Below are 19,113 nucleotides of genomic sequence, written 5' to 3' on the forward strand. Positions count from 1 at the left end.
CGACGGTGCGGCGCCCTCGGCGTTTCGCCGCGGCATCCGGATGCGAAAGAGTAGCCCCATGGCGGCACGGCACGGCGAACGCATCGAGACGGTGCGGCGCCCCGATACCTCGGATGCGCCGGCCTTCGACCTCACCTACGTGCGCTCGGGGCCCCGGGGCGCGACGCCGGTCGTCATCCTTCCGGGCGGCCCGGGCCTCGCCTCGGTCCGTCCCTACCGCAGCGTCCGCCGGATCGCCACGGGCGGCGGGCTGGACGTCGTCATGGTCGAGCACCGTGGCGTCGGCCTCTCGCGGACCGACCTCGCCGGAGCGGCCCTTCCGCCGTCGGCGATGCGCATCCTGGCGGTGCTCGACGACGTCGCTGCGGTCCTCGACCATGAAGGCATCGAACGCGCTGTCGTGGTCGGCTCGTCGTACGGCAGTTATCTGGCGTCGGGGTTCGGCGTGCGGCATCCCGACCGTGTCGAACGGATGCTGCTGGACTCGCCCCTGCAGTCCACGGGCGACATCGCGCTCGAGCGGCAGCGCGTGCGTGAACTGTTCTGGGATGCGGGCGATCAGCTCTCGGCAGATGTGCGCACGCTCGTGGACCGCGGTGAGGACGAGCGGTCGGTGCTCGACGTGGTCCGCGCGGCGTACGAGCTGGCGGGGCCCGAGCTGGCCGCCGCACTTGCGCGCCGGCGGATGCGGCGCGGGCCGCCGCTGACCTGGAAGGCGCTCGAGGCGTACGCCGGCCGCGGCGACGACATCGCCCGCATCCCCGGGATGTACGAATTCGACCTGGCCGGGGTGATCGCCTTCCGCGAGCTCGCCTACGGAGCGCCGCTCGACGGCCTGCCGCTGGACCCGGCCTCGACCTACGCGCCGCTGGCGCCGCGGTTCCCCGCGTTCGCGGGGGAACCCTACGACCTCCCCGCGCAGATCCCCGCCTTCACCTGGCCCCTGGTCGTCCTCAGCGGCACACGAGACCTCCGCACCCCGCCGGCGATCGCCGAGCGGACCGCCCGGAGAGCCCGGGACGCCGTGCTCGTCACGCTCGAGAACGGACACAGCGCGCTGGACACCCACCCGGTCGCCCTCCTGAACGCCGTCCGCCGGCTCGTGCGGGGCATGCAGCACCGCCTCCCCGATGAGAGCGGCGTGCTCGAGCGGCTGCCACGCCGCGGCGCGGGTGCGCGCCTTCCGGCCCTGCTCCAGGCGATGTCGCGCGCGGAGGGACTCCTCGGTCGCTGAACGCGCGAGTCAGACCCGACCGGCGTGGACCGCGTCGAGTGCGGCGGCGTCGGCGGAGCTCATCCCGTCGATCGGCTCGCCGTTCCACACGATGTCGTCGCCCAGGGCGGCGAGGATCTCCTTGCGGTCACCGTGCTGGATCTTCGCCCCGTGGACGATGGTCGCGGGGCTCCACATCATCGCCAGGCTGTCGTGCCAGCCGCTTCCGACATCTTTCACGTGCAGCAGGTCGTGCAGCGAGGTCGGCAGGTGCGACAGCGGTTCGGCGAAGCAGTCGGCGACCACCGCGAGCGTGATCTCCCGCTCCGCGCCGGGCTGGGCGACGACGGGCTCGTCGACGTCGCCGGCGAGGGCCCGGTCGACGTCGGCGGCATCGAGCAGGATGACGCCGTTGGTGGGTCGCGGGTTGCATTCGATGATGCGCAGTCCGTCGCTGTGATCGACGAAGTCGAACGACAGCTGGCCGGTGAACCCCGGATCGAGGGAGTCGACGATGCGCTGGGCGTATCCGAGGGTGTCGGTGCTGTCCACGGCCAGAAAGGCGATCGCCGTGCTGTGCGCCCACTGCTCCGCGGCCACGTACGTCGTGTGGGCTGTCACACGGCCGTCGACGATGATGCTGTACGAGCACACCATCGGCCCGTCGACGAAGGGCTGCACGAGCCAGGGCTGCTCGGGGGTGGGATGACACTCGTCCACCGGCGTCTTGCCGGCGAGGGGGCCGGTGTTGGTCAGCAGACCCACGCCGCCGCGTGAGAACGCCGCCCGGGCGAAGTAGCGGGGGAAGCGGGCGATGGTCTCGACGAGCTCCTCGTCGCTGGTGACCACCACCGTCTCGGGGATCGGGACGCCCGCCTCCTCGGCGAGCCGCTGGAAGCTCGCCTTGTCGTGGAGGCGCGCGAGATCGCCGAAGGTGCCGGTGAGCACCCGGACACCGTCGGGCAGATCGTCCTGGCGCGCGGCGAGGTAGAAGACCTCCTCGAACGTGGGGATGATGACATCGATCTCGTGCGCGGCGACGAAGGCCGACACCTCGGCGATGAAGGCGTCGGTGGCGAACCGCGGCGAGGAGGTCACCAGGTGGCCGGCGGCGAACCGCGAATGGCTGCCGACCGCGCCGCCATAGGTGTCGCTGGCGTAGACGGTGTGTCCGATGCTCCCGAGCTTGCGGATGAGATCCAGCGCGAAGGTGTTGCGGGAGCTGGTGACGAGGATGCGCATGGCGTCCTTCCGGTCGAGGTGCCGCTCAGCCTAGCGAGGTCGGCTTCGGCCGGGTCGAAACACTGCGGCAACACGCCCCGGACTAGGCTCGGGGCATGGGTGACCTGTTCGACGGCTACGGTGCCACGCTGACGCCCCGTCGGTCGCCCGCGGGGGTCGCCCCGTTCGACGAGATGTTCGCGGTGTCGCGGAACGGCTCGGCGGGGGCGGAGTCGCGGGAGGCCTATCGCGAGCTCCACCAGGCCTTGGCGCAGATGACCCAGGAAGAGCTGCGCGGGCGCACCGAATCGCTCGCGAGCTCCTATCTCGCCCAGGGCGTGACTTTCGACTTCGCCGGTGAAGAACGGCCTTTCCCGCTCGACGCCGTGCCGCGCATCATCGCCTTCGACGAGTGGTCGCGCATCGAGGCGGGGGTGAAGCAGCGCGTGCGGGCTCTCGAGGCGTTCCTCGACGATGCGTACGGTCATCAGCACTGCGTGCGCGACGGGGTCCTCCCGGCGCGCCTCATCGCGTCATCCCAGTACTTCTACCGGCAGGCCGCCGGCATCCACAGCGCCAACGGCGTGCGCATCCAGGTCTCGGGGATCGATCTCATCCGCGACGAGAACGGCGAGATGCGGGTGCTGGAAGACAACGTGCGCGTCCCGTCGGGTGTCTCGTACGTCATCTCCAACCGCCGCGTCATGGCCCAGACCCTTCCCGAGCTCTTCGTCTCGATGCGGGTACGGCCGGTCGGGGAGTATCCCAACAAGCTCCTCGCGGCGCTGCGGGCCTCGGCCCCGCCCGGGGTCGAAGAGCCGAACGTCGTCGTGCTGACCCCCGGTGTGTACAACTCGGCGTACTTCGAGCACACCCTCCTCGCCCGCCTCATGGGCGTCGAGCTCGTCGAGGGGCGCGACCTGCTCTGCATCGGCGGCAAGGTGTTCATGCGCACGACCCGCGGGCCCAAGCGCGTCGACGTCATCTACCGCCGGGTGGACGACGACTTCCTCGACCCGCTGCAGTTCCGCGCGGACTCGATGCTCGGGGCTCCCGGGCTCATGCTCGCCGCACGACTCGGCAACGTCACGATCGCCAACGCCGTGGGCAACGGGGTCGCCGACGACAAGCTGATCTACACCTATGTGCCCGACCTGATCCGGTACTACCTCGCCGAGGAGCCGATCCTGAAGAACGTCGACACCTGGCGGCTGGAAGATCCGGGTGCGCTCGAAGAGGTGCTCGACCGCCTCGACGAGCTCGTGGTCAAGCCCGTCGACGGGTCGGGCGGAAAAGGCCTGGTCGTCGGTCCCGACGCCTCCCCGGCCGAGCTCGAGGCGCTCCGCCACCGACTGCTCGCCGATCCGCGAGGGTGGATCGCCCAGCCCGTGGTCATGCTCTCGACCATCCCCACCCTCGTCGAGGACGGGATGCGTCCCCGCCACGCCGACCTCCGGCCCTTCGCGGTCAACGACGGTGAGGACGTCTGGGTGCTCCCCGGCGGGCTCACCCGCGTGGCGCTCCCCGAGGGGCAGCTCGTGGTCAACTCCAGCCAGGGCGGCGGCTCGAAGGACACCTGGATCGTCGGTGGTTCCGCGCCGTCGCACGTCGAGTACGGGCAGGGGGCGGGCCTGGCCGGGCTCGTCGCCGATCAGGCGGCTACGGTCACCGCCGCCATCCCGATCATCTACGACGAGCAGGACGAGGTGACCCACTCGCCCCAGGACCGCCCGCGCACGCGCACCGAGCAGCAGGAGCAGCAGCAGCAGGGGAGGGATGACGCATGCTGAGCCGCATCGCTGAATCGCTGTTCTGGATCGGGCGGTACATCGAGCGGTCCGACGGCACCGCGCGCATCCTCGACGTCCACCTCCAGCTGCTGCTCGAAGACCCGTGGATCGACGAGGACACCGCGTGCCGCTCCCTGCTGAGCGTGATGGGTTCGTACCCGCTCGAGGGTGCAGACCGGGTCGGTCGCGATGACGTGCTGCAGCGTCTTGCGGTCGACCGGATGAACCCCGCGAGCATCGCCTATTCGATCTCGGCGGCCCGCGAGAACGCCCGCCGTGCGCGCGAGATCGTCTCCACCGAACTGTGGGAGACCCTCAACACCACCAGCGCCCGGATGCCGCGGCGCCTCCAGCGCGACAAGGTGCACGAGTTCTTCCAGTGGGTGCGCGAGCGCGCGGCGCTCGCGGTCGGCGTCGTCGACTCCTCCACCAGCCGCGACGAGGCCTGGCAGTTCTTCACCCTCGGACGCAGCATCGAGCGCACCGACATGACCGCGCGTCTGCTCGCGACGAGGTCGCTGACCGAGGCATCCGGTCCGTCCTGGACGACCATCCTGCGCTCGTGCGGTGCCTATGAGGCGTACCTGCGCACCTACCGGGGCATGCCGAGCGCGCGCAACGCCGCCGAGTTCCTGCTGCTCGACCGGCTCTTCCCCCGCTCGATCATCTACTCCATCCAGCTCGCAGAGGAATGCATGAGCGCCATCGATCCCCGCGCCGATCGCGTGGGGCACTCCAACACCGTGCTCCGCGCGCTCGGGCGCATCCGCAACGACCTCGAGTACCGGCCGGTCAGCGAGATCCTGAACGAGCTTCCGCATCACATGCAGCGCGTGCAGAAGGTGACGCGCGAGGCATCCGAGGCGATCAAGTCGCGGTTCTTCCCCACGCAGGCCGAGCCGAGCTGGATCGGGGAGATCTCGTGAAGCGCCTCCGCATCGAGCACTCGACCGGCTTCTCCTACCAGGGGAACGTCTCGGCGTCCTACAACGAGGCGCGGATGCTGCCGGGATCGACCGACAGCCAGTTCGTCCTGAACTCCTCGCTGGACATCGAGCCGTCCACATCCGTCAATCACTACGTCGACTACTTCGGCACGCGTGTGGCGTCGTTCGACGTGCTCTCGCCGCACGCGGCACTGCAGATCACCGCGCGCTCCCTCGTGGAGGTGCGGTCGCGTCCGATCGCGCACACGCCCCTCACCTGGCACGGGCTCGGCGATGAGGCAGCGGCCTCGGTGGCGACCATCGAGCAGCTGGGTCAGACCGCACGCACCCGGCCGCACCCGGAGGTGGCGGAGCTCGCCCGCTCGATCGCCGCCGAGCACACCCATCCCGGTGAAGCGGCCCACGCCATCTCCATCGCCGTCGGCGACGCCGTCGAGTACATGCACGGCGTCACCGGAGTGCACTCCACTGCGAGCGATGCATGGACGGCGCGCAAGGGCGTCTGCCAGGACATCACCCACATCACCCTCGGTGCCCTCCGCGAGGTGGGGATCCCGGCGCGCTACGTCTCGGGCTACCTGCACCCCCGGCCCGACGCGGAGGTCGGTGTCGCGGTCACGGGCGAGTCGCACGCCTGGGTGGAGTGGTTCGCCGGCGACTGGCACGGATTCGACCCCACGAACAACATCGAGATCGGCGATCGCCACGTGCTCGTCGGACGGGGCCGCGACTACAACGACGTGCCGCCGCTGCGCGGGGTGTACGCGGGGCCGTTCAAGAGTCAGCTCAACGTGAAGGTCACCATCACGCGGGAGATGTGACCCTCAAAGCGTCGATCCGATCCGCGGATCGCGACGAAACACCATCGAGGCGGAAACCGCCTCCGCGTTCTCGCGCCGTGGCGCCGAACGTGACGACGACGACACGGCAGGGTGGACCAATGAGTTTCCGGCAGAGTCTGCGCGAGTTCGAACTGGCCACGCGCCCGATCCATCCCGAGTCGAAGGCGGCGTTGGAGAAGCGCTGGCGAGAGCTTCCGCCGCACGCGCAGACCGACAATCAGCTGCTCGGTCGCTGTGCCGTCGGATGCGAGGGGACCCACGGCGTCTTCCCGAAGTGCAACCTCACCTGCTCGCCGTGCTACCACTCCGCCGACGCGAACAAGGTGCGCATCGACGGCGCGCACACCGTCGACAACGTCGACGAGCAGATGCGGTATCTCCGTCGCATCCGGGGCCCGCGTGCCCACGCGCAGCTGATCGGCGGCGAGGTCAGCCTCCTTCCGGCAGCCGACCACGCCGCAGCGCTGCTGGCGATGCGCGCCCAGGGGCGCGAGCCCATGTCGATGACCCATGGCGACTTCGACTACGACTACCTCCTCGACGTCGTCCTCGATGACGAGGGCCGTCCGCGATTCGACAAGGTGTCGTTCGCGGCCCACTTCGACTCGCTGATGCGCGGCCGTCGCGGGGCGGTGCGGCCCCGCAGCGAGGCGGAACTCCACCCGTTCCGCGAGGAGTTCGCGCGGATGTTCGTCGATCTCAAGCGCGACCACGGGGTGAACCGTTACCTCGCGCACAATATGACCGTCACGCCCTCCAACGTCGACGAAGTCGAAGAGGTCACGCGCGCCGTGCTGGAGATGCCGTACGACATGATGTCGTTCCAGCCCGCCGCCTTCATCGGCGACGACCGGCGCTGGCGGGAGGACTTCGGCGAGGTCACGATCGACAAGGTCTGGGAGCGCATCGAGAAGGGCGCCGGGCAGAAGCTGCCCTGGCAGGCGACGCAGTTCGGCGACCCCCGCTGCAACCGTTCCACGGTCGGGGTGCGGGTCGGTGGCGTCTTCGCGCCGCTGCTCGACCCCGAGGACCCGAAGGACATCGCCGCCCGCGACCGATTCCTCGCCCACCACGGCGGAATGGTGTTCGGGGATGTGCCCAAGCCCGTGCTCGCCATCAAGGTCGCCCGCGCCGCGCTCGCGCACCCCGGCGACATCCCGCCCCTCATCGGGCTCGCACGCCGGGTCGTGCGTCGTGCCGGTGGTCTTCGCCGCATCCTCCGTGCCGCCCGTCGCGGGAAGCTGTCGTTCAAGACGTTCGTCGTGCACAACTTCATGGACGCCGAGCAGGTGGCGCCGGCGTGGGAGCTCATGGAGAAGGGCGTCGTCTCCGATGACCCGGTGCTGAAGGAGACGCAGGAGCGCCTCGGATCGTGCATGTATGCCATGGCGCACCCCGAAGACGGCCGACTTGTGCCGGCATGCGTCCAGCACAGCGTGCTCGACCCGCTCGAGAACGTCGAGCTGCGTCGCGTGCTGCCGCTCGTCGGCGCCGGTGCTGCCGGTGCGGTGTCGCCGTCGGTCGTCTCCCGCCCGTCGGGTCTGACGCCGGTGCGCAGCACCGGCCGCGCCGGCGCCTGACCCGCCGCCCCCTTTTCGCTTCCCCCGTCACGTTCCGCCCCGCGGCGGGGCGATTCGGGGCCGATGTCGTCGGGGGAGCCGGAGGGTGGCGCGGGCGCGGGCTTCCCCCGTCACGTTCCGCCCCGTGGCGGGACGATTCGGGGCCGATGTCGTCGGGGGAGCCGGAAGGTGGCGCGGGCGCGAGAAGGCTTCCCCCGTCACGTTCCGCCCCGTGGCGGGACGATTCGGGGCCGATGTCGTCGGGGGAGCCGGAAGGTGGCGCGCTGTGGCGCTGGCGCGGGCGCGCCGGGGGCGGGTCAGCCGGCGACGACGTGCGCGGTGCCGGTGGGGATCGTAAGGTCGACGCGCTCGCCCAGCCGCGGTGCTCCGGCCGCGGTGACCTCGGCGTGCAGCAGCACCGTCGGTGTCACGCGGACGGTGAGATCCATCCGCGCGCCCGAGGCGCGGGCCGACTCGACGGTTCCGCTCCACCGCGCCTCCTGCGCGGGTGCCGGGGTGACCGTCTCCACCGCAAGTGGCGCCCGTCCGGCGCCATCCGCACGAGGGCCCGGCCGGCCGGGGCCGGCGAGCGGATGCTGCGATGTCGGCGCCTCCGCGGAACGCCGCACCTGCACGTCCTCCTGTCGGACGATGAGCACGGCGGGGCCGGACACCGCGGCATCCGGGACCGGGATCTCGCCGAGGGCGCTGGTGTGCACTCCGCCGGCGATCACGCCCGGAACGAGGTTCCGCGCCCCCATCAGCTCGGCGACCCGCACCGACGTCGGCGCGCGGTACGCCCCCGCGATGTCGCTCTCGTGCTGCAGCACGCCGCCATCGAGGACGGCGATGCGGTCGGCGACCCTCGAGGCCTCGTCTCGATCGTGTGTGACGAGCAGGATCGTGGGGCCGACGGTCAGTCGCAGTTCGTCAAGAAGCGCATGCATGTCGGCGCGAAGCGCGGGGTCCAGGGCGCTGAAGGGCTCATCGAGCAGGAGCACCGCCGGCTCCGCGGCGAGGGCCCGGGCGATCGCCACGCGCTGCTCCTGCCCGCCGGAGAGCTCGTCGACCCGGCGCGTCCCGAAACCGCGCAGCTGCACCATCTCGAGGAACTCCGCGGCACGGGATCTGGCCGTGCGTCGCGACTCGCCCCGCACCCGCGCCGAGAACGCGACGTTGTCGAGCACCGAGAGATGGGGGAAGAGGAGGGATTTCTGGAACACCATCCCCACGCCGCGGCGCTCGGCGGCCACGCCCGCCACGTCGTGGCCGTCGATCAGGACGCGCCCGGCGTCGGGGGCTTCCAGCCCCGCGACGAGCCGCAGCAGCGTGCTCTTTCCCGACCCGCTCGGGCCGAGGACGGCGGTGCACGACCCTGCCGCGACGTGAAGGGTGACGTCCGAGACCGCCGTCGTCGGCGCGCCACGGAAGCGCTTGGAGACGGCGTCGAGGGTGAGTGAGGCGGTCATGCCGGAATCCTCTCCGGGGTGGGCGAGCTGGTGCTTGCGGCGGGCGTGGATGCGGTCGGCGTCGGCCGACGGCGCCCGAGCGACACCGTTGCCAGCAGAAGGACGATGGGCGGGATGATGGCCGCGAGCGACATGACCGCCACGGCGGCGTCGTTTCCGACGGCGGCTGCGGCGCCCGCGACGACGAGGGGGAGCGTCACCAGTTCGCCGGCGCCGACGATGACGGTGACGAGATAGTCGCTCCAGGCGACGAGGAATGCCAGGAAAGCCGCGCGCGCGAAGGCGGGGGCCAACAGCGGCACCTGCACGCGCAGCAGCACGTCGCGGCGCGACGCCCCGAGCAGCCGGGCGTTCTCCTCGTACGACATGTCGTAGGCGCCGTACGCGGTGCGCATCACGAACGCGGTGTAGGGGAGGGCGAGGACGACCAGCACCAGCACGGTGCCGGCGACCGGGGGCACGTAGGTGCGCAGCAGCACCACGTTGACCCCGAGCACCGCGGCGAAGGGCGGCAAGGCGATCGGCGACAGAAGCAGCGCCGCGACGGCGCGGGGCCACGGCACGCTGCCGAAGGTGAGAGCGCGGGCGGCCAGAGCGCCGAGCGGGGTGGCGATCGCGGCGACCGTCACCGCCAGGACGGTGGAGGTGACGAAGGCGGGGGCCGCACCGAACCCCTCCGCCGCGACGAGACCCCGGGTGCCCCACGCCGTCGGAAGCGGCGAGGGGAACGACCAGCGGTCGGCGCCGGCCCAGAGTACGAGCGGCAGGAACGGAAGGGCGAACCACACGATGAGCAGGATGCCGGTGGCCAGACGCACCGCCCGGCCGGCGCCGTGCGAGACGACCAGGGTCGATCCGGACGAGGCCGTCCCCGCACTCATCGCCACACCGCCGTTCGCCGCAGGATCGCGAACGTGCCGGCCACGACGGCCAGCGCGATCGCCGAGGTGACGACGGCGACGGCAGCGGCGTCGGGCCGCGAATCCAGGGAGACACCTTGGAACAGCCGGACCGCGAGGACGGGAAGCGGCTCGGGGTAGGTGCGGCCGAGGAGCCACGACACCTCGTAGGAGGCCAGGGCGTAGACGAAGCTGATCGCCGAGCAGATCAGCAGCGTCGGCGCGGTGAGGGGAAGGAAGACGCGACGGAACCGCTGCCAGCGTCCTGCTCCCAGAAGTGCGGCGCTCTCGTCGTACCGCGCGATGCGGGTGGCGAGGGTGCCCGTGACCACGAGCGCGATGAAGGCGGACTCCTTCCACGCGAACTCGGCGATGGCCGCGAGCCAGAGGGGGCCGCCGACGAACGCCGGCCAGGCTTCGGGCGGAACCCCCAGCATCCGCGAGAGCATTCCCCCGTCGGCGAGCAACAGCCCGATCGCGGCGGCGCCGATCAGGTGGGGGACGGTGACCGTCGCGGCTCCGAGCGCAGCAACGACGCGCCCGCCCCAGCGACCCGAGACGATCACGACGGCGGCGGCCATGCCGATGACGGCGGCGATGAGCGTCGAGGCTCCGGCCACCCAGAACGACACGCCGACCGCCGCCCAGAGCGCGTCGGGGTCACGGGTATAGGCCGCGAACGACAGCTCGGCCTCACCGACGACGGGCAGGAGCCCGAGACTCTGCAGCACGGTCGCGCCGAGGCCTCCGCCGACCACGAGCGCGGTCGCCGCCACTGCCGGAAGCACCATCAGCGCGCCCGCCCGGCGGTGCCGGGCGGACTGCGCAGGACGGGCGACCAGCGGGGTGAGCGTCACCGGCCGAGAACCTCCGTGCGCCACCCCTCGTCGATGGCGGGAACCCACTCGGCGGCGAGCTCGGCGTGGGCGTTCTTCGACAGCACCTCGTACGGGGGCACCACCGGCGAGGCGGGCAGCGTGTCGAACAGCGCCCGATCGCCCGGTTCCAGGCCCTCGATGTCGAGGACGGTGAACTGTCCCCAGACCTCGGGCTCGGCCTTGGCGACCTGCTGCTGCACCGACAGGGACTCGTTCGCGACGACCATCGCGCCGGCGACGGCGTTCGAATTGGCGGGAAGGCCGAGGAAGCTGGCGTTGCCGACGGTGCCGTCGGCGAGTTCGAGCACCTTCGTCCCGGCGGGGTAGGTGCCGTCGGCGACGAGTCCGGTGAGGGTGGCGGGGCCGTAGGTCATCATCATGTCGACCTGACCGTCGGCGAAGAGCTGGCCGAGCTCGGCCTCATTCGCGGGATACGTGTCGCCGCCGCGCCAGAGGCTCGGCGCGAGATCGGTCAGGCGGTCGTACAGCGCCGGCGTGAGCTCATCGAACGCCACCTGCGAGAAGTCGACAGGCACCTCGTCGGCGCCTCCCGATACGCTGGCCAGCACCTCGCGCACGAACACCGAGCCGGTGAAGTCCGGCGGCGCGGGGTAGGTGAATCGTCCGGGGTTGGCTTCCGCCCACTCGAGCACCTCCGCCATCGACGTGGGGACGTCGGTGACGGTGTCGGCGTTGTAGACGAGGGTGAACTGCGCCTTGTGCCAGGGGGCCTCGCACCCGTCGACCTCGGTGCCGAAATCGGACAGCAGCAGCGGGTCTTCGGGATCGGTGTTCGCCATGTTCGGCAGCAGATCCGTCCACCCGCACAGCCACGCGTCGGCCTCTTTGCCGGTGCGGAAGTTGTCGCCGTTGACCCAGATGAGGTCGACGGTGCCGTCGTCTCGTCCAGCCTGGATCTCGGTGAAGACGCGGTTGAGGGCGTCGCGGGTGTCGGTCACGGGCACCCGCTCGAGGGTGACGCCGTACTCGGCGACGGCCGGGGCGAGGATGTCGTCGACGTAGGCGTTGCCCTGATCGTCTCCGCCGTACATCCACAGCTGCACCGTCTGGCCGTCGGCATCGGCCAGGACCTGATCCCAGCTGTCGGGCACCTCGCCGCCGGGGGCTGCAGGGGCGGAGCACGCGGCGAGGGCCAGCGCGGGGAGCACGAGGGCGGCGACGGCGAGACGCCGGCGGCGGGATACGAGGTTCATTGCAGTGATCCTTCCAGGTGTTCGGGCCTCGGCTATCGTGAGCGGGTCCACACCGACCGAAACCCCGACGAGAGCACAGACGACGAGAGGCGCATGATCACGCGAAATCGCCGCAGCGTTTCCCGGGGTGCGATCATCCGATTGATCTCTCTCGGTGTCTTCGTCGCCGCGGCGGTTTCGGTTGGACTGCTGCTGCCCCCGCTCGATGTCGACGGCCTGCGCGCCCTGTTCGGCGACCTCGGGTGGACCGGTCTCGTGGCGTTCGCGGCGATCTACGGGCTGCTCACCCTCTCTCCCGTGCCGAAGGGCGTGTTGAGCATCGGTGCGGGCGTGGTGTGGGGGTTCGGCGTCGGGGTGCTCGCCGTCTACGCCGGGGCGCTCCTGGGGGCGACACTGGCCTTCTGGGCGTCGCGGCTGCTCGGACGCGACGCCGTCGCGCGGCTGATGGGACGTCGGGCCGCCGCCATCGACGACCTGTTCGAGCGTCGTGGGTTCCTCTCGATCCTCGGGCTCCGCCTGGTGCCGGTCGTGCCGTTCACCGCCCTGAACTACGCCTCCGGCCTCACCGGCGTCAGATATCCCGCCTACGCCGCCGCGACCGCGGTCGGCATCATCCCCGGCACGGCGGCCTACGTCGCGCTCGGCGCGTTCGGCATCGAGGCAGGGCCGCTCTTCTGGGTCGCTCTGGGGGCGCTCGGCGCGCTGTCCCTCATCGGGGCGGCCGCCGGGGTGGTCGTGCAGCGCCGCCGCGTGCGTGCGCGCGCCGCCGGCGCGGCATCCGATGCTCCCGCCGGCTCCGAACAGAGAGCGGCGACCGGCCTGGAAGACCGGAGCGGACGGGGGGCCGAGCATGCTTGATGCGGCGCTGCGACCCCGCCTCGCGCGGCCACTCGAAGCCCTCGCGGCTCTGCTCGACCGGCCGGGGATCACGCCCGACCGTCTCACCGTCGCCGGACTCGTCCTGGGTCTTGCCTCCGCGGTGGGCGCGGCGTTCCAGCTGTGGATCCCGGCGCTGGTGCTCTGGCTCGTCTCCCGTGTCGTCGACGGTCTGGACGGCACGCTCGCGCGGCGTCGAGCGGCCGCCCGAGGGGAGGCGCGGGGCGGCACCCACGCGGGCGGCTTCCTCGACATCGCCGCAGACTTCGTCGTCTACGGGGCGACCGTCGTGGGGGTCGCCATCGGAGCGGCCGCCGGCGGAGCGCCGTGGTGGCCGTTCCTGCTCGTGCTCCTGGCCTACTACGTCAACGGCACTGCATTCCTGGCGTTCTCGTCGATCGCCGAGCGGGCCGGGCGCCGCATCGACGACGGTCGCTCGCTGTCGTTCCTCGGCGGGCTCGCCGAGGCGACCGAGACCATCGCGGTGCACGCGCTGTGGCTCATCCTGCCGTTCTGGGCGGCCGAGATCGCCGTGGTGTGGGCGGTGATCGTCGGGCTCAGCGCGACGCAGCGGATCGTCGTCGGCTACCGGGCACTGCGCTGACCGGGTCGGGTCAGAGCGCTGCGCGGCGGGCGTGCCGCCGCCGGAGGAATCGGATGCCGCGGCCGACGATTCCGCGATCGAGGCCGTCCTGCGCGGCGCCGATCGCGGCGTTCCAGGCGGCGTCGGCGTAGGTGGGGTAGGCGTGGATCGTGCTCGCGAGGGCACGAACCGAGACTCCCGCGGCGATCGCGGTCGTCACCTCCCCGAGTACTTCGCCCGCGCGGGGGCCGACGACGGACGCGCCGCGCAGCCGTCCGCGGCGGTCGATGACGAGCGTGGTGTGCCCGGCGGTGTCGTGGTCGGCGATGGCGCGGTCGACGTCGTCATGCTCCGTGGTCACGACACGCAGACCCTGCGTGCGGGCATCGGCGGGTGCGACGCCGATCGCGCCGACCTCGGGGGCGGTGAAGGTCACCCGCGGCACGGCCGCGACATCCACCCTGCGCGAAAGACCGAGAACGGCGTTCGTCGCCGCCGTGCTGCCGAAGAAGCCCGCGGTGTGGGTGAACCGCGGCAGCGGGGTCACGTCGCCGGCCGCGCGGATGCGCGGGTTGGAGGTGCGCAGCGTGCGGTCGACCTCGATGTCGCCGTCGGGCGTGAGGCGCACCCCCGCCTCTTCGATCCCCAGGCCCTCGACGGCGGCGCGACGGCCGAGCGCCGCCAGCATCCGATCGAAGGCGACCTCCGTTCCGTCCGAGAGGTGCGCGGTGCCGGCACCAGCGGGTCCGACAGGCGTCAGCGCCGTGACCGTCGTGTTCACCCGGACGTCGACGCCGTCGCGGACGAGGGCGTCGTGGACGATCCGACTCGCCGCGGCATCTTCCCGGGGAAGGATCCGCTCGCCCCGGTGCGCCAGCGTGACCCGCGTGCCCAGGCGCGCCATCGCCTGCGCGAGCTCGCACCCGATCGGTCCGCCGCCCTGCACGAGCAGGGTCTCGGGCCGGCGCTCGAGATCCCAGAAGGTCTCGTTGGTGAGGATCGGTAGATCGGCGGCGCCCGGCACGTCCGGCGTCACCGGGTGGCTGCCGGTGGCGATGACCGCGTCGCGGAACCGGAGGCGGTGTCCGTCGACCTCGAGTTCCGTCGGGCCGGTGAACCGCGCGCGACCGGTGAGCACGAAGACGCCCTTGGCCACCAGGGCCTCGGGGGCGTCGACGGGCTCGATGTGCGCGATCGCAGCGCGGACGCGGGCCATCACCCGCGCGAAGTCGACGGTGACCCCCGTGACCTCGACGCCGAGGCGTGAGGCGGTACGGGCGGTGTGGGCCGCGTGCGCGGCCGCGATGAGGGCCTTCGAGGGGACGCAGCCGGTGTGGAGGCATTCGCCGCCGAACCGCGCGGCCTCGATCAGGAGGGTGCGTGCGCCCAGGGAGGCCGCGGTCCGGCTGGCCACCAGGCCGGCGCTCCCCGCGCCGATGACGACGAGATCCCAGTCGCCGGACGCGTCGGCGGGGGAGAGGATGCGGGCGCGGCGAGACGACGGGGAGGTCACGGGCGTCAGCCTACGCGGCGGCCCGAGGGGTGGGCCGCCGGTGGCATCATCGAGGTCACCGGCTCGACTCGCGCCGCCCGATCCGAGGAGAACCGATGGCCAGGCCTTTCCGCCGCTACAGCGCCGGCGCTCGGTGGTACGACCTGCTCTCGGGGGAGCGCTGGGTCTACCGGGCGGGTCGGGTCGCCGGGATCGGGCTCATGGATCTGCGGGCCGGGGACGTCGTCCTCGACCTCGGTTGCGGCACGGGCCTGAACTTCCCGCTGCTGCACGCCGCCGTCGGCGACCGCGGGCGCATCGTCGGCGTCGACCGCAGCACCGACATGCTCGCCGTCGCGCGGGAGCGGGTGCGCCGCGAGGGGTGGACGAACGTCACGCTCATCGAGGCGGACGCGGCCGAGCTCGACGTCGAGGACGTGCGGGCGCGGGTCGCCGAGGCCACCGGGCGTGGGCGTGCGGGCGCCGTCGATGCGGTGCTGTCGACCTATGTGCTGAGCGTCATGCGCGGCGGGGCCGCCGACGCGTGGCGACGGGCGGTGACGCTCGTGCGGCCCGGGGGCGTTCTTGCCGTGGTCGACATGCAACCGCCGACCGGACGCTGGCGGATCCTCGCGCCGCTCGCGCACCTCGCCTGTGCTCTCGGAGGTGCCGACATCCATGCCCGAACGTGGCGCTTCGTCGCGCGCGACGCCGCACCCGGTTCGGTGCGCGAGGTCACGGTGCGCGGTGGCCATATCGTCGCGGCCGTCGGTCGCTTGCCCGGAGAGGACGTTCCCGCCACCCGATCGTGATCACGGATGCAAGACCCGTGGTGCAGGTGTCGCAGGGTGGGGGATGAGGCGCCGCCGGGCGGGTCTGCCCGCCATGCGTCACCGCAACGGAGTCAGCCGGTCGGTGCGTCGGGGTCGAGGGCGCGGATCTGATCCTCCTCGACGGCGTTGTCAGCCTCGAGGCGGTTCTCGGTCTTCTCGTCGCCGCCGGCGGGTCCGTCGCCGGAGGTCTCGCCGACAGGGGTCTCGTCGGTCTGGTCGTGCTCGTCGGGACGGTCGTGATGCTCGCTCATGTCTCCACGGTAGGCCCGGGCACCCGATCGCTCGCAGGGCTTGCGCCGGCCTCCTCATCGGTGCGTGACCGCCCGCCGGTCCCACCGGCACCGCTCCCCAGCGATGCCGTGGCGGCGAGGCCGATCACGAGGAACCCGGCGGCCGCCCACGTCGCGTAACGGGTGCCGTCCGAGAACGCCTCCGCCGCGGCATCCGCGATCTGAGCCGTCTGGGGATTCTCACGCAAGCCTGCGATCGCGCCCCCGGCACTGTCCACCACCGACGAGACGACCTGATCGCGCTGCGCGGCCGGGACCCCCTGGTCATCGAGCGAGGCCGTGAGGGCGGCGGAGGTGCTGGTGAAGAGGATCGTGCCGAGCACCGCGATGCCGAGTGCCGCACCGACCTGGCGCGCGGTGGACTGCGTGCCCGACGCCTGGCCACCCTCGGCGACCGGCACATCGGCGAGGACCACCCCGGTCAGCTGCGCGGTGGCGAGACCGACCCCCAGGCCGTAGACGAAGAGGAAGGGAAGCAGGAGCACCCAGTTCGCGTCGGGGGTGATGACGAACCCGAGGCCGCCGATGCCGATGATCTCGGCGACGAGGCCCAACCGCACCACCCACACCGGCGCGACCCTCCCGCTCGCGGCGCCGGCGAGGCCGCTCGCCACGAAGGATCCGATCGCGAGCGCGAGGAGGATGAACCCCGTCTGCAGGGCGTCGAAGCCCAGCACGAACTGCAGCCAGAGCGGGAGGGCGAGGATGACGCCGAACTCGCCGAGCGAGACGATTGTCGCCGCGATGTTGCCGTTGCGGAACGACGGGATGCGGAAGAGGTCGAAGCTCAGGAGCGTCGAGCGCCCGAGCCGCCGGCGTCGCAGACCCCACGCGATGAAGGCGATGAGCCCGAGCACCGCGATCGCGAGGGCGATGGGAACGGGGGAAAGATCCCACGGCCAGGTGATCCCGGCGAGCTCGATCGAGCCGTCCGTCGTCCACCAGCCGTAGTTGCGCCCCTCGATGAGACCGAACACCAGCGCGGCCATCGTGATCACCGAGAGCACGGCGCCGACGGCGTCGGTGCGGCGGGTGTCGGTGCCGCGCGACTCGGCGACGGTCACCATCACGCCGACGAAGATGAGGATGCCGAGGGGGATGTTGATGCCGAAGGCCCAGTGCCACGAGAACGCGGTGGTCAGCCAGCCGCCGAGGAGCGGGCCGACGGCGGCCATGCCGCCGATCGTCGACCCCCACACTGCGAAGGCGATGCCCCGCTCGCGACCCCGGAAGGTGGCGTTGATGAGCGACAGGGTCGTCGGCAGGATCATCGCCCCGCCCACACCCTGGACGAAGCGCGCGGCGATGAGCATGCCGCCCGAGGTCGACAGGGCGGCGAGGATCGAGGATGCCGCGAAGATGACCACGCCGATCAGCAGCATCCGCTTCCGGCCGATGCGATCGGCGACGCTGCCGAAGACCAGCAGGAGCGCGGCGAAGACGAGGGTGTAGGCCTCTTGGACCCACTGCACCTCGGTGGAGGAGATGCCGAGGTCGTCGACGATCGCGGGGATGGCGACGTTGACGATGGTGGAGTCGACGATGATGAGCGACACCGCGATGCTGATGAACACCAGGCCCGCCCACCGGCGGCGCGACAGATCTGCCATATCGCTAGATTATCTAGTTATTGTTTCGAGTCAAGCTTCGTGGGGCGTCGAGACACCACCTCCCCGCCGAGACGACACCTGACGTGGTCGGTCTCGGCGGAAACCTGCCGTCTCGGACGAGCGGCGGCAGAGCAGCGCCGCGCGCCTAGGGTGGAGGGATGTCTGACGCACTCGCGATCACCGGTGGTTACGTCGTCCCCGTCGTCGGGGACCCGATCGACGGGGGGACGGTCGTCGTCGTCGACGGTGTCATCACCGCCGTCGGTGGTGCGGAGACCGAGGTTCCCGACGGCGCCCGCGTCGTGGATGCGACGGGGAAGTGGGTGCTCCCCGGGTTCGTCGAGGCCCACGGACACCTCGGCGTCCACGAGGACGGCGAGGGATGGTCGGGCAACGACACCAACGAGATGACCGACCCCAACGGCGCCCGCTTCCGGGCGCTCGACGGCATCGACATCGAAGAGGTCGGCTTCCGCGACGCGCTCCGCGGCGGGGTGACGACAGCGGTCATCAAGCCCGGATCGGGAAATCCCATCGGCGGGCGCACGGTGGCCATGAAGACCTGGGGTGGCCGCACGGTCGACGAGCAGGTGCTCGCGCACGACGTGTCGGTCAAGTCCGCCCTCGGTGAGAACCCCAAGCGGGTCTACGGCGAGAAGAAGCAGACGCCCTCGACCCGCCTCGGGGTCGCGGCGGTGCTGCGTCAGGCGTTCGTCGAGGCGCGCACGTACGCCGAGAAGCGCGCGGCCGCGGCGACGAAGGGCGAGCCGTTCGAGCGCGATCTCGGCAAGGAGACCCTGGCGTCCGTCCTCGAGGGCGACCTGCTGTGGGACCAGCACTGCCACCGCCACGACGACATCGCCACCGCGATCCGCCTCTCGGAGGAGTTCGGGTACCGCCTCGTCGTCAACCACGGCACCGAGGGGCACAAGATCGCCGACGTGCTGGCGGAGAAGGACATCCCGGTGATCTTCGGACCGATGCTGACGTCGCGTTCGAAGGTCGAACTGCGCGACCGGGCGATCGGCAACCTGGCGCTGATCGCCGCCGCCGGCGTGAAGGTCGCGATCACCACCGACCACCCCGTGGTGCCGATCGAGCAGATCCGGTTGCAGGCGATCCTCGCCGTCCGCGAAGGTCTCGCCCCTCGGACGGCGCTCGAGGCTCTCACCGTCAACCCCGCATCGATCCTCCGCTTGGATGATCGGGTGGGGGCGCTCGCCGAGGGACTCGACGGCGACGTCGTCGTCTGGTCGGGCGATCCGCTCGACGTCGACTCGGCCGTCGAGCAGGTCTTCATCGGAGGCGCGCCGGTGCTCGAGCCCGCGGGCGACGATTCCGCCCCGCGGGTCGTGGAGCGCTGGGAGCGCTTCGGCCGACGCTCGTGGATGGCCTGA

At 71.6% G+C, this 19,113-nt stretch carries 17 protein-coding genes; 9 read left to right on the plus strand and 8 right to left on the minus strand.

The window, feature by feature from the left end; translation table 11 throughout:
• The first annotated feature begins 58 nt into the window (after positions 1 to 58).
• Entirely contained in the window at positions 59 to 1,234 is a 1,176-nt protein-coding gene (locus DT073_RS04975; RefSeq protein WP_124292384.1) for an alpha/beta hydrolase, read from the plus strand.
• A 9-nt stretch (positions 1,235 to 1,243) separates the two neighbouring features.
• On the opposite strand, the gene DT073_RS04980 is transcribed toward DT073_RS04975, so the two are convergent.
• Positions 1,244 to 2,455, minus strand: coding sequence for an ATP-grasp domain-containing protein (locus DT073_RS04980; protein ID WP_124292385.1), 1,212 nt, complete (start codon positions 2,453 to 2,455; stop codon positions 1,244 to 1,246).
• Positions 2,456 to 2,550: 95 nt separating this feature from the next.
• Here DT073_RS04980 and DT073_RS04985 point away from each other — a divergent pair, with 95 nt between their 5' ends.
• The 4 genes from DT073_RS04985 to DT073_RS05000 all read left to right on the plus strand — a co-directional run bounded on the left by DT073_RS04985 (position 2,551) and on the right by DT073_RS05000 (position 7,593).
• On the plus strand, positions 2,551 to 4,224 hold the full coding sequence (locus tag DT073_RS04985) for a circularly permuted type 2 ATP-grasp protein (protein WP_124292386.1): 1,674 nt from the start codon (positions 2,551 to 2,553) through the stop codon (positions 4,222 to 4,224).
• Positions 4,218 to 5,150, plus strand: a complete 933-nt coding sequence (locus DT073_RS04990; protein WP_124292387.1) for an alpha-E domain-containing protein — start codon at positions 4,218 to 4,220, stop codon at positions 5,148 to 5,150. Before DT073_RS04985 ends, DT073_RS04990 begins: the two co-directional genes overlap by 7 nt.
• Positions 5,147 to 5,992, plus strand: a complete 846-nt coding sequence (locus tag DT073_RS04995; RefSeq protein WP_124292388.1) for a transglutaminase family protein — start codon at positions 5,147 to 5,149, stop codon at positions 5,990 to 5,992. Before DT073_RS04990 ends, DT073_RS04995 begins: the two co-directional genes overlap by 4 nt.
• Before the next feature lie 119 nt (positions 5,993 to 6,111).
• On the plus strand, positions 6,112 to 7,593 hold the full coding sequence (locus DT073_RS05000; protein ID WP_124292389.1) for a radical SAM domain-containing protein: 1,482 nt from the start codon (positions 6,112 to 6,114) through the stop codon (positions 7,591 to 7,593).
• A gap of 296 nt (positions 7,594 to 7,889) precedes the next feature.
• Here the strand turns inward: DT073_RS05000 and DT073_RS05005 are convergent, their stop codons facing one another.
• The 4 genes from DT073_RS05005 to DT073_RS05020 are packed head-to-tail and all read right to left on the minus strand — an operon-like array spanning position 7,890 to position 12,032.
• Entirely contained in the window at positions 7,890 to 9,041 is a 1,152-nt protein-coding gene (locus DT073_RS05005; RefSeq protein WP_124292390.1) for an ABC transporter ATP-binding protein, read from the minus strand.
• Positions 9,038 to 9,922, minus strand: a complete 885-nt coding sequence (locus DT073_RS05010) for an ABC transporter permease (protein ID WP_205783031.1) — start codon at positions 9,920 to 9,922, stop codon at positions 9,038 to 9,040. The genes DT073_RS05005 and DT073_RS05010 overlap by 4 nt, the downstream gene beginning before the upstream one ends.
• On the minus strand, positions 9,919 to 10,797 hold the full coding sequence (locus DT073_RS05015; protein WP_240638775.1) for an ABC transporter permease subunit: 879 nt from the start codon (positions 10,795 to 10,797) through the stop codon (positions 9,919 to 9,921). Before DT073_RS05015 ends, DT073_RS05010 begins: the two co-directional genes overlap by 4 nt.
• Entirely contained in the window at positions 10,794 to 12,032 is a 1,239-nt protein-coding gene (locus DT073_RS05020; protein ID WP_124292391.1) for an ABC transporter substrate-binding protein, read from the minus strand. The genes DT073_RS05015 and DT073_RS05020 overlap by 4 nt, the downstream gene beginning before the upstream one ends.
• A 93-nt stretch (positions 12,033 to 12,125) precedes the next feature.
• Here DT073_RS05020 and DT073_RS05025 point away from each other — a divergent pair, with 93 nt between their 5' ends.
• Positions 12,126 to 12,890, plus strand: a complete 765-nt coding sequence (locus DT073_RS05025; protein WP_124292392.1) for a TVP38/TMEM64 family protein — start codon at positions 12,126 to 12,128, stop codon at positions 12,888 to 12,890.
• A complete protein-coding gene (locus DT073_RS05030) occupies positions 12,883 to 13,512 on the plus strand; it encodes a CDP-alcohol phosphatidyltransferase family protein (protein ID WP_124292393.1) in 630 nt (209 codons plus the stop codon). Before DT073_RS05025 ends, DT073_RS05030 begins: the two co-directional genes overlap by 8 nt.
• Before the next feature lie 10 nt (positions 13,513 to 13,522).
• Here DT073_RS05030 and DT073_RS05035 read toward each other — a convergent pair whose 3' ends face one another.
• The gene (locus tag DT073_RS05035) at positions 13,523 to 15,004 is read right to left on the minus strand and encodes a dihydrolipoyl dehydrogenase family protein (protein WP_240638776.1); all 1,482 of its coding nucleotides are present in this window, start codon (positions 15,002 to 15,004) and stop codon (positions 13,523 to 13,525) included.
• Positions 15,005 to 15,099: 95 nt separating this feature from the next.
• On the opposite strand from DT073_RS05035, the gene DT073_RS05040 reads away from it, so the two are divergent.
• Positions 15,100 to 15,795, plus strand: a complete 696-nt coding sequence (locus DT073_RS05040) for a class I SAM-dependent methyltransferase (protein ID WP_124292394.1) — start codon at positions 15,100 to 15,102, stop codon at positions 15,793 to 15,795.
• A gap of 92 nt (positions 15,796 to 15,887) precedes the next feature.
• Here the strand turns inward: DT073_RS05040 and DT073_RS05045 are convergent, their stop codons facing one another.
• Positions 15,888 to 16,067, minus strand: coding sequence for a hypothetical protein (locus DT073_RS05045; RefSeq protein WP_124292395.1), 180 nt, complete (start codon positions 16,065 to 16,067; stop codon positions 15,888 to 15,890).
• Complete coding sequence (locus DT073_RS05050; RefSeq protein ID WP_124292396.1) at positions 16,064 to 17,716, minus strand: MFS transporter; 1,653 nt, start codon at positions 17,714 to 17,716, stop codon at positions 16,064 to 16,066. The genes DT073_RS05045 and DT073_RS05050 overlap by 4 nt, the downstream gene beginning before the upstream one ends.
• Before the next feature lie 158 nt (positions 17,717 to 17,874).
• On the opposite strand from DT073_RS05050, the gene DT073_RS05055 reads away from it, so the two are divergent.
• Positions 17,875 to 19,113 (plus strand): amidohydrolase, encoded by a 1,239-nt coding sequence (locus DT073_RS05055; RefSeq protein ID WP_124292397.1) that lies wholly within the window; start codon positions 17,875 to 17,877, stop codon positions 19,111 to 19,113.

Origin of the sequence: Microbacterium sp. ABRD28 (genome assembly GCF_003850245.1) — a bacterium.
Taxonomy (GTDB): domain Bacteria; phylum Actinomycetota; class Actinomycetes; order Actinomycetales; family Microbacteriaceae; genus Microbacterium.

Bases quoted from the DNA above. Each gene is read 5' to 3' on its own strand.
- DT073_RS04975 (WP_124292384.1), top strand. From the start codon at position 59: ATGGCGGCACGGCACGGCGAACGCATCGAGACGGTGCGGCGCCCCGAT.
- DT073_RS05030 (WP_124292393.1), top strand. From the start codon at position 12,883: ATGCTTGATGCGGCGCTGCGACCCCGCCTCGCGCGGCCACTCGAAGCC.
- DT073_RS05000 (WP_124292389.1), top strand. From the start codon at position 6,112: ATGAGTTTCCGGCAGAGTCTGCGCGAGTTCGAACTGGCCACGCGCCCG.
- DT073_RS05055 (WP_124292397.1), top strand. From the start codon at position 17,875: ATGTCTGACGCACTCGCGATCACCGGTGGTTACGTCGTCCCCGTCGTC.
- DT073_RS05020 (WP_124292391.1), bottom strand. From the start codon at position 12,032: ATGAACCTCGTATCCCGCCGCCGGCGTCTCGCCGTCGCCGCCCTCGTG.
- DT073_RS05040 (WP_124292394.1), top strand. From the start codon at position 15,100: ATGGCCAGGCCTTTCCGCCGCTACAGCGCCGGCGCTCGGTGGTACGAC.
- DT073_RS04985 (WP_124292386.1), top strand. From the start codon at position 2,551: ATGGGTGACCTGTTCGACGGCTACGGTGCCACGCTGACGCCCCGTCGG.
- DT073_RS04980 (WP_124292385.1), bottom strand. From the start codon at position 2,455: ATGCGCATCCTCGTCACCAGCTCCCGCAACACCTTCGCGCTGGATCTC.
- DT073_RS05025 (WP_124292392.1), top strand. From the start codon at position 12,126: ATGATCACGCGAAATCGCCGCAGCGTTTCCCGGGGTGCGATCATCCGA.
- DT073_RS05045 (WP_124292395.1), bottom strand. From the start codon at position 16,067: ATGAGCGAGCATCACGACCGTCCCGACGAGCACGACCAGACCGACGAG.
- DT073_RS04990 (WP_124292387.1), top strand. From the start codon at position 4,218: ATGCTGAGCCGCATCGCTGAATCGCTGTTCTGGATCGGGCGGTACATC.
- DT073_RS05005 (WP_124292390.1), bottom strand. From the start codon at position 9,041: ATGACCGCCTCACTCACCCTCGACGCCGTCTCCAAGCGCTTCCGTGGC.
- DT073_RS05050 (WP_124292396.1), bottom strand. From the start codon at position 17,716: ATGGCAGATCTGTCGCGCCGCCGGTGGGCGGGCCTGGTGTTCATCAGC.
- DT073_RS05010 (WP_205783031.1), bottom strand. From the start codon at position 9,922: ATGAGTGCGGGGACGGCCTCGTCCGGATCGACCCTGGTCGTCTCGCAC.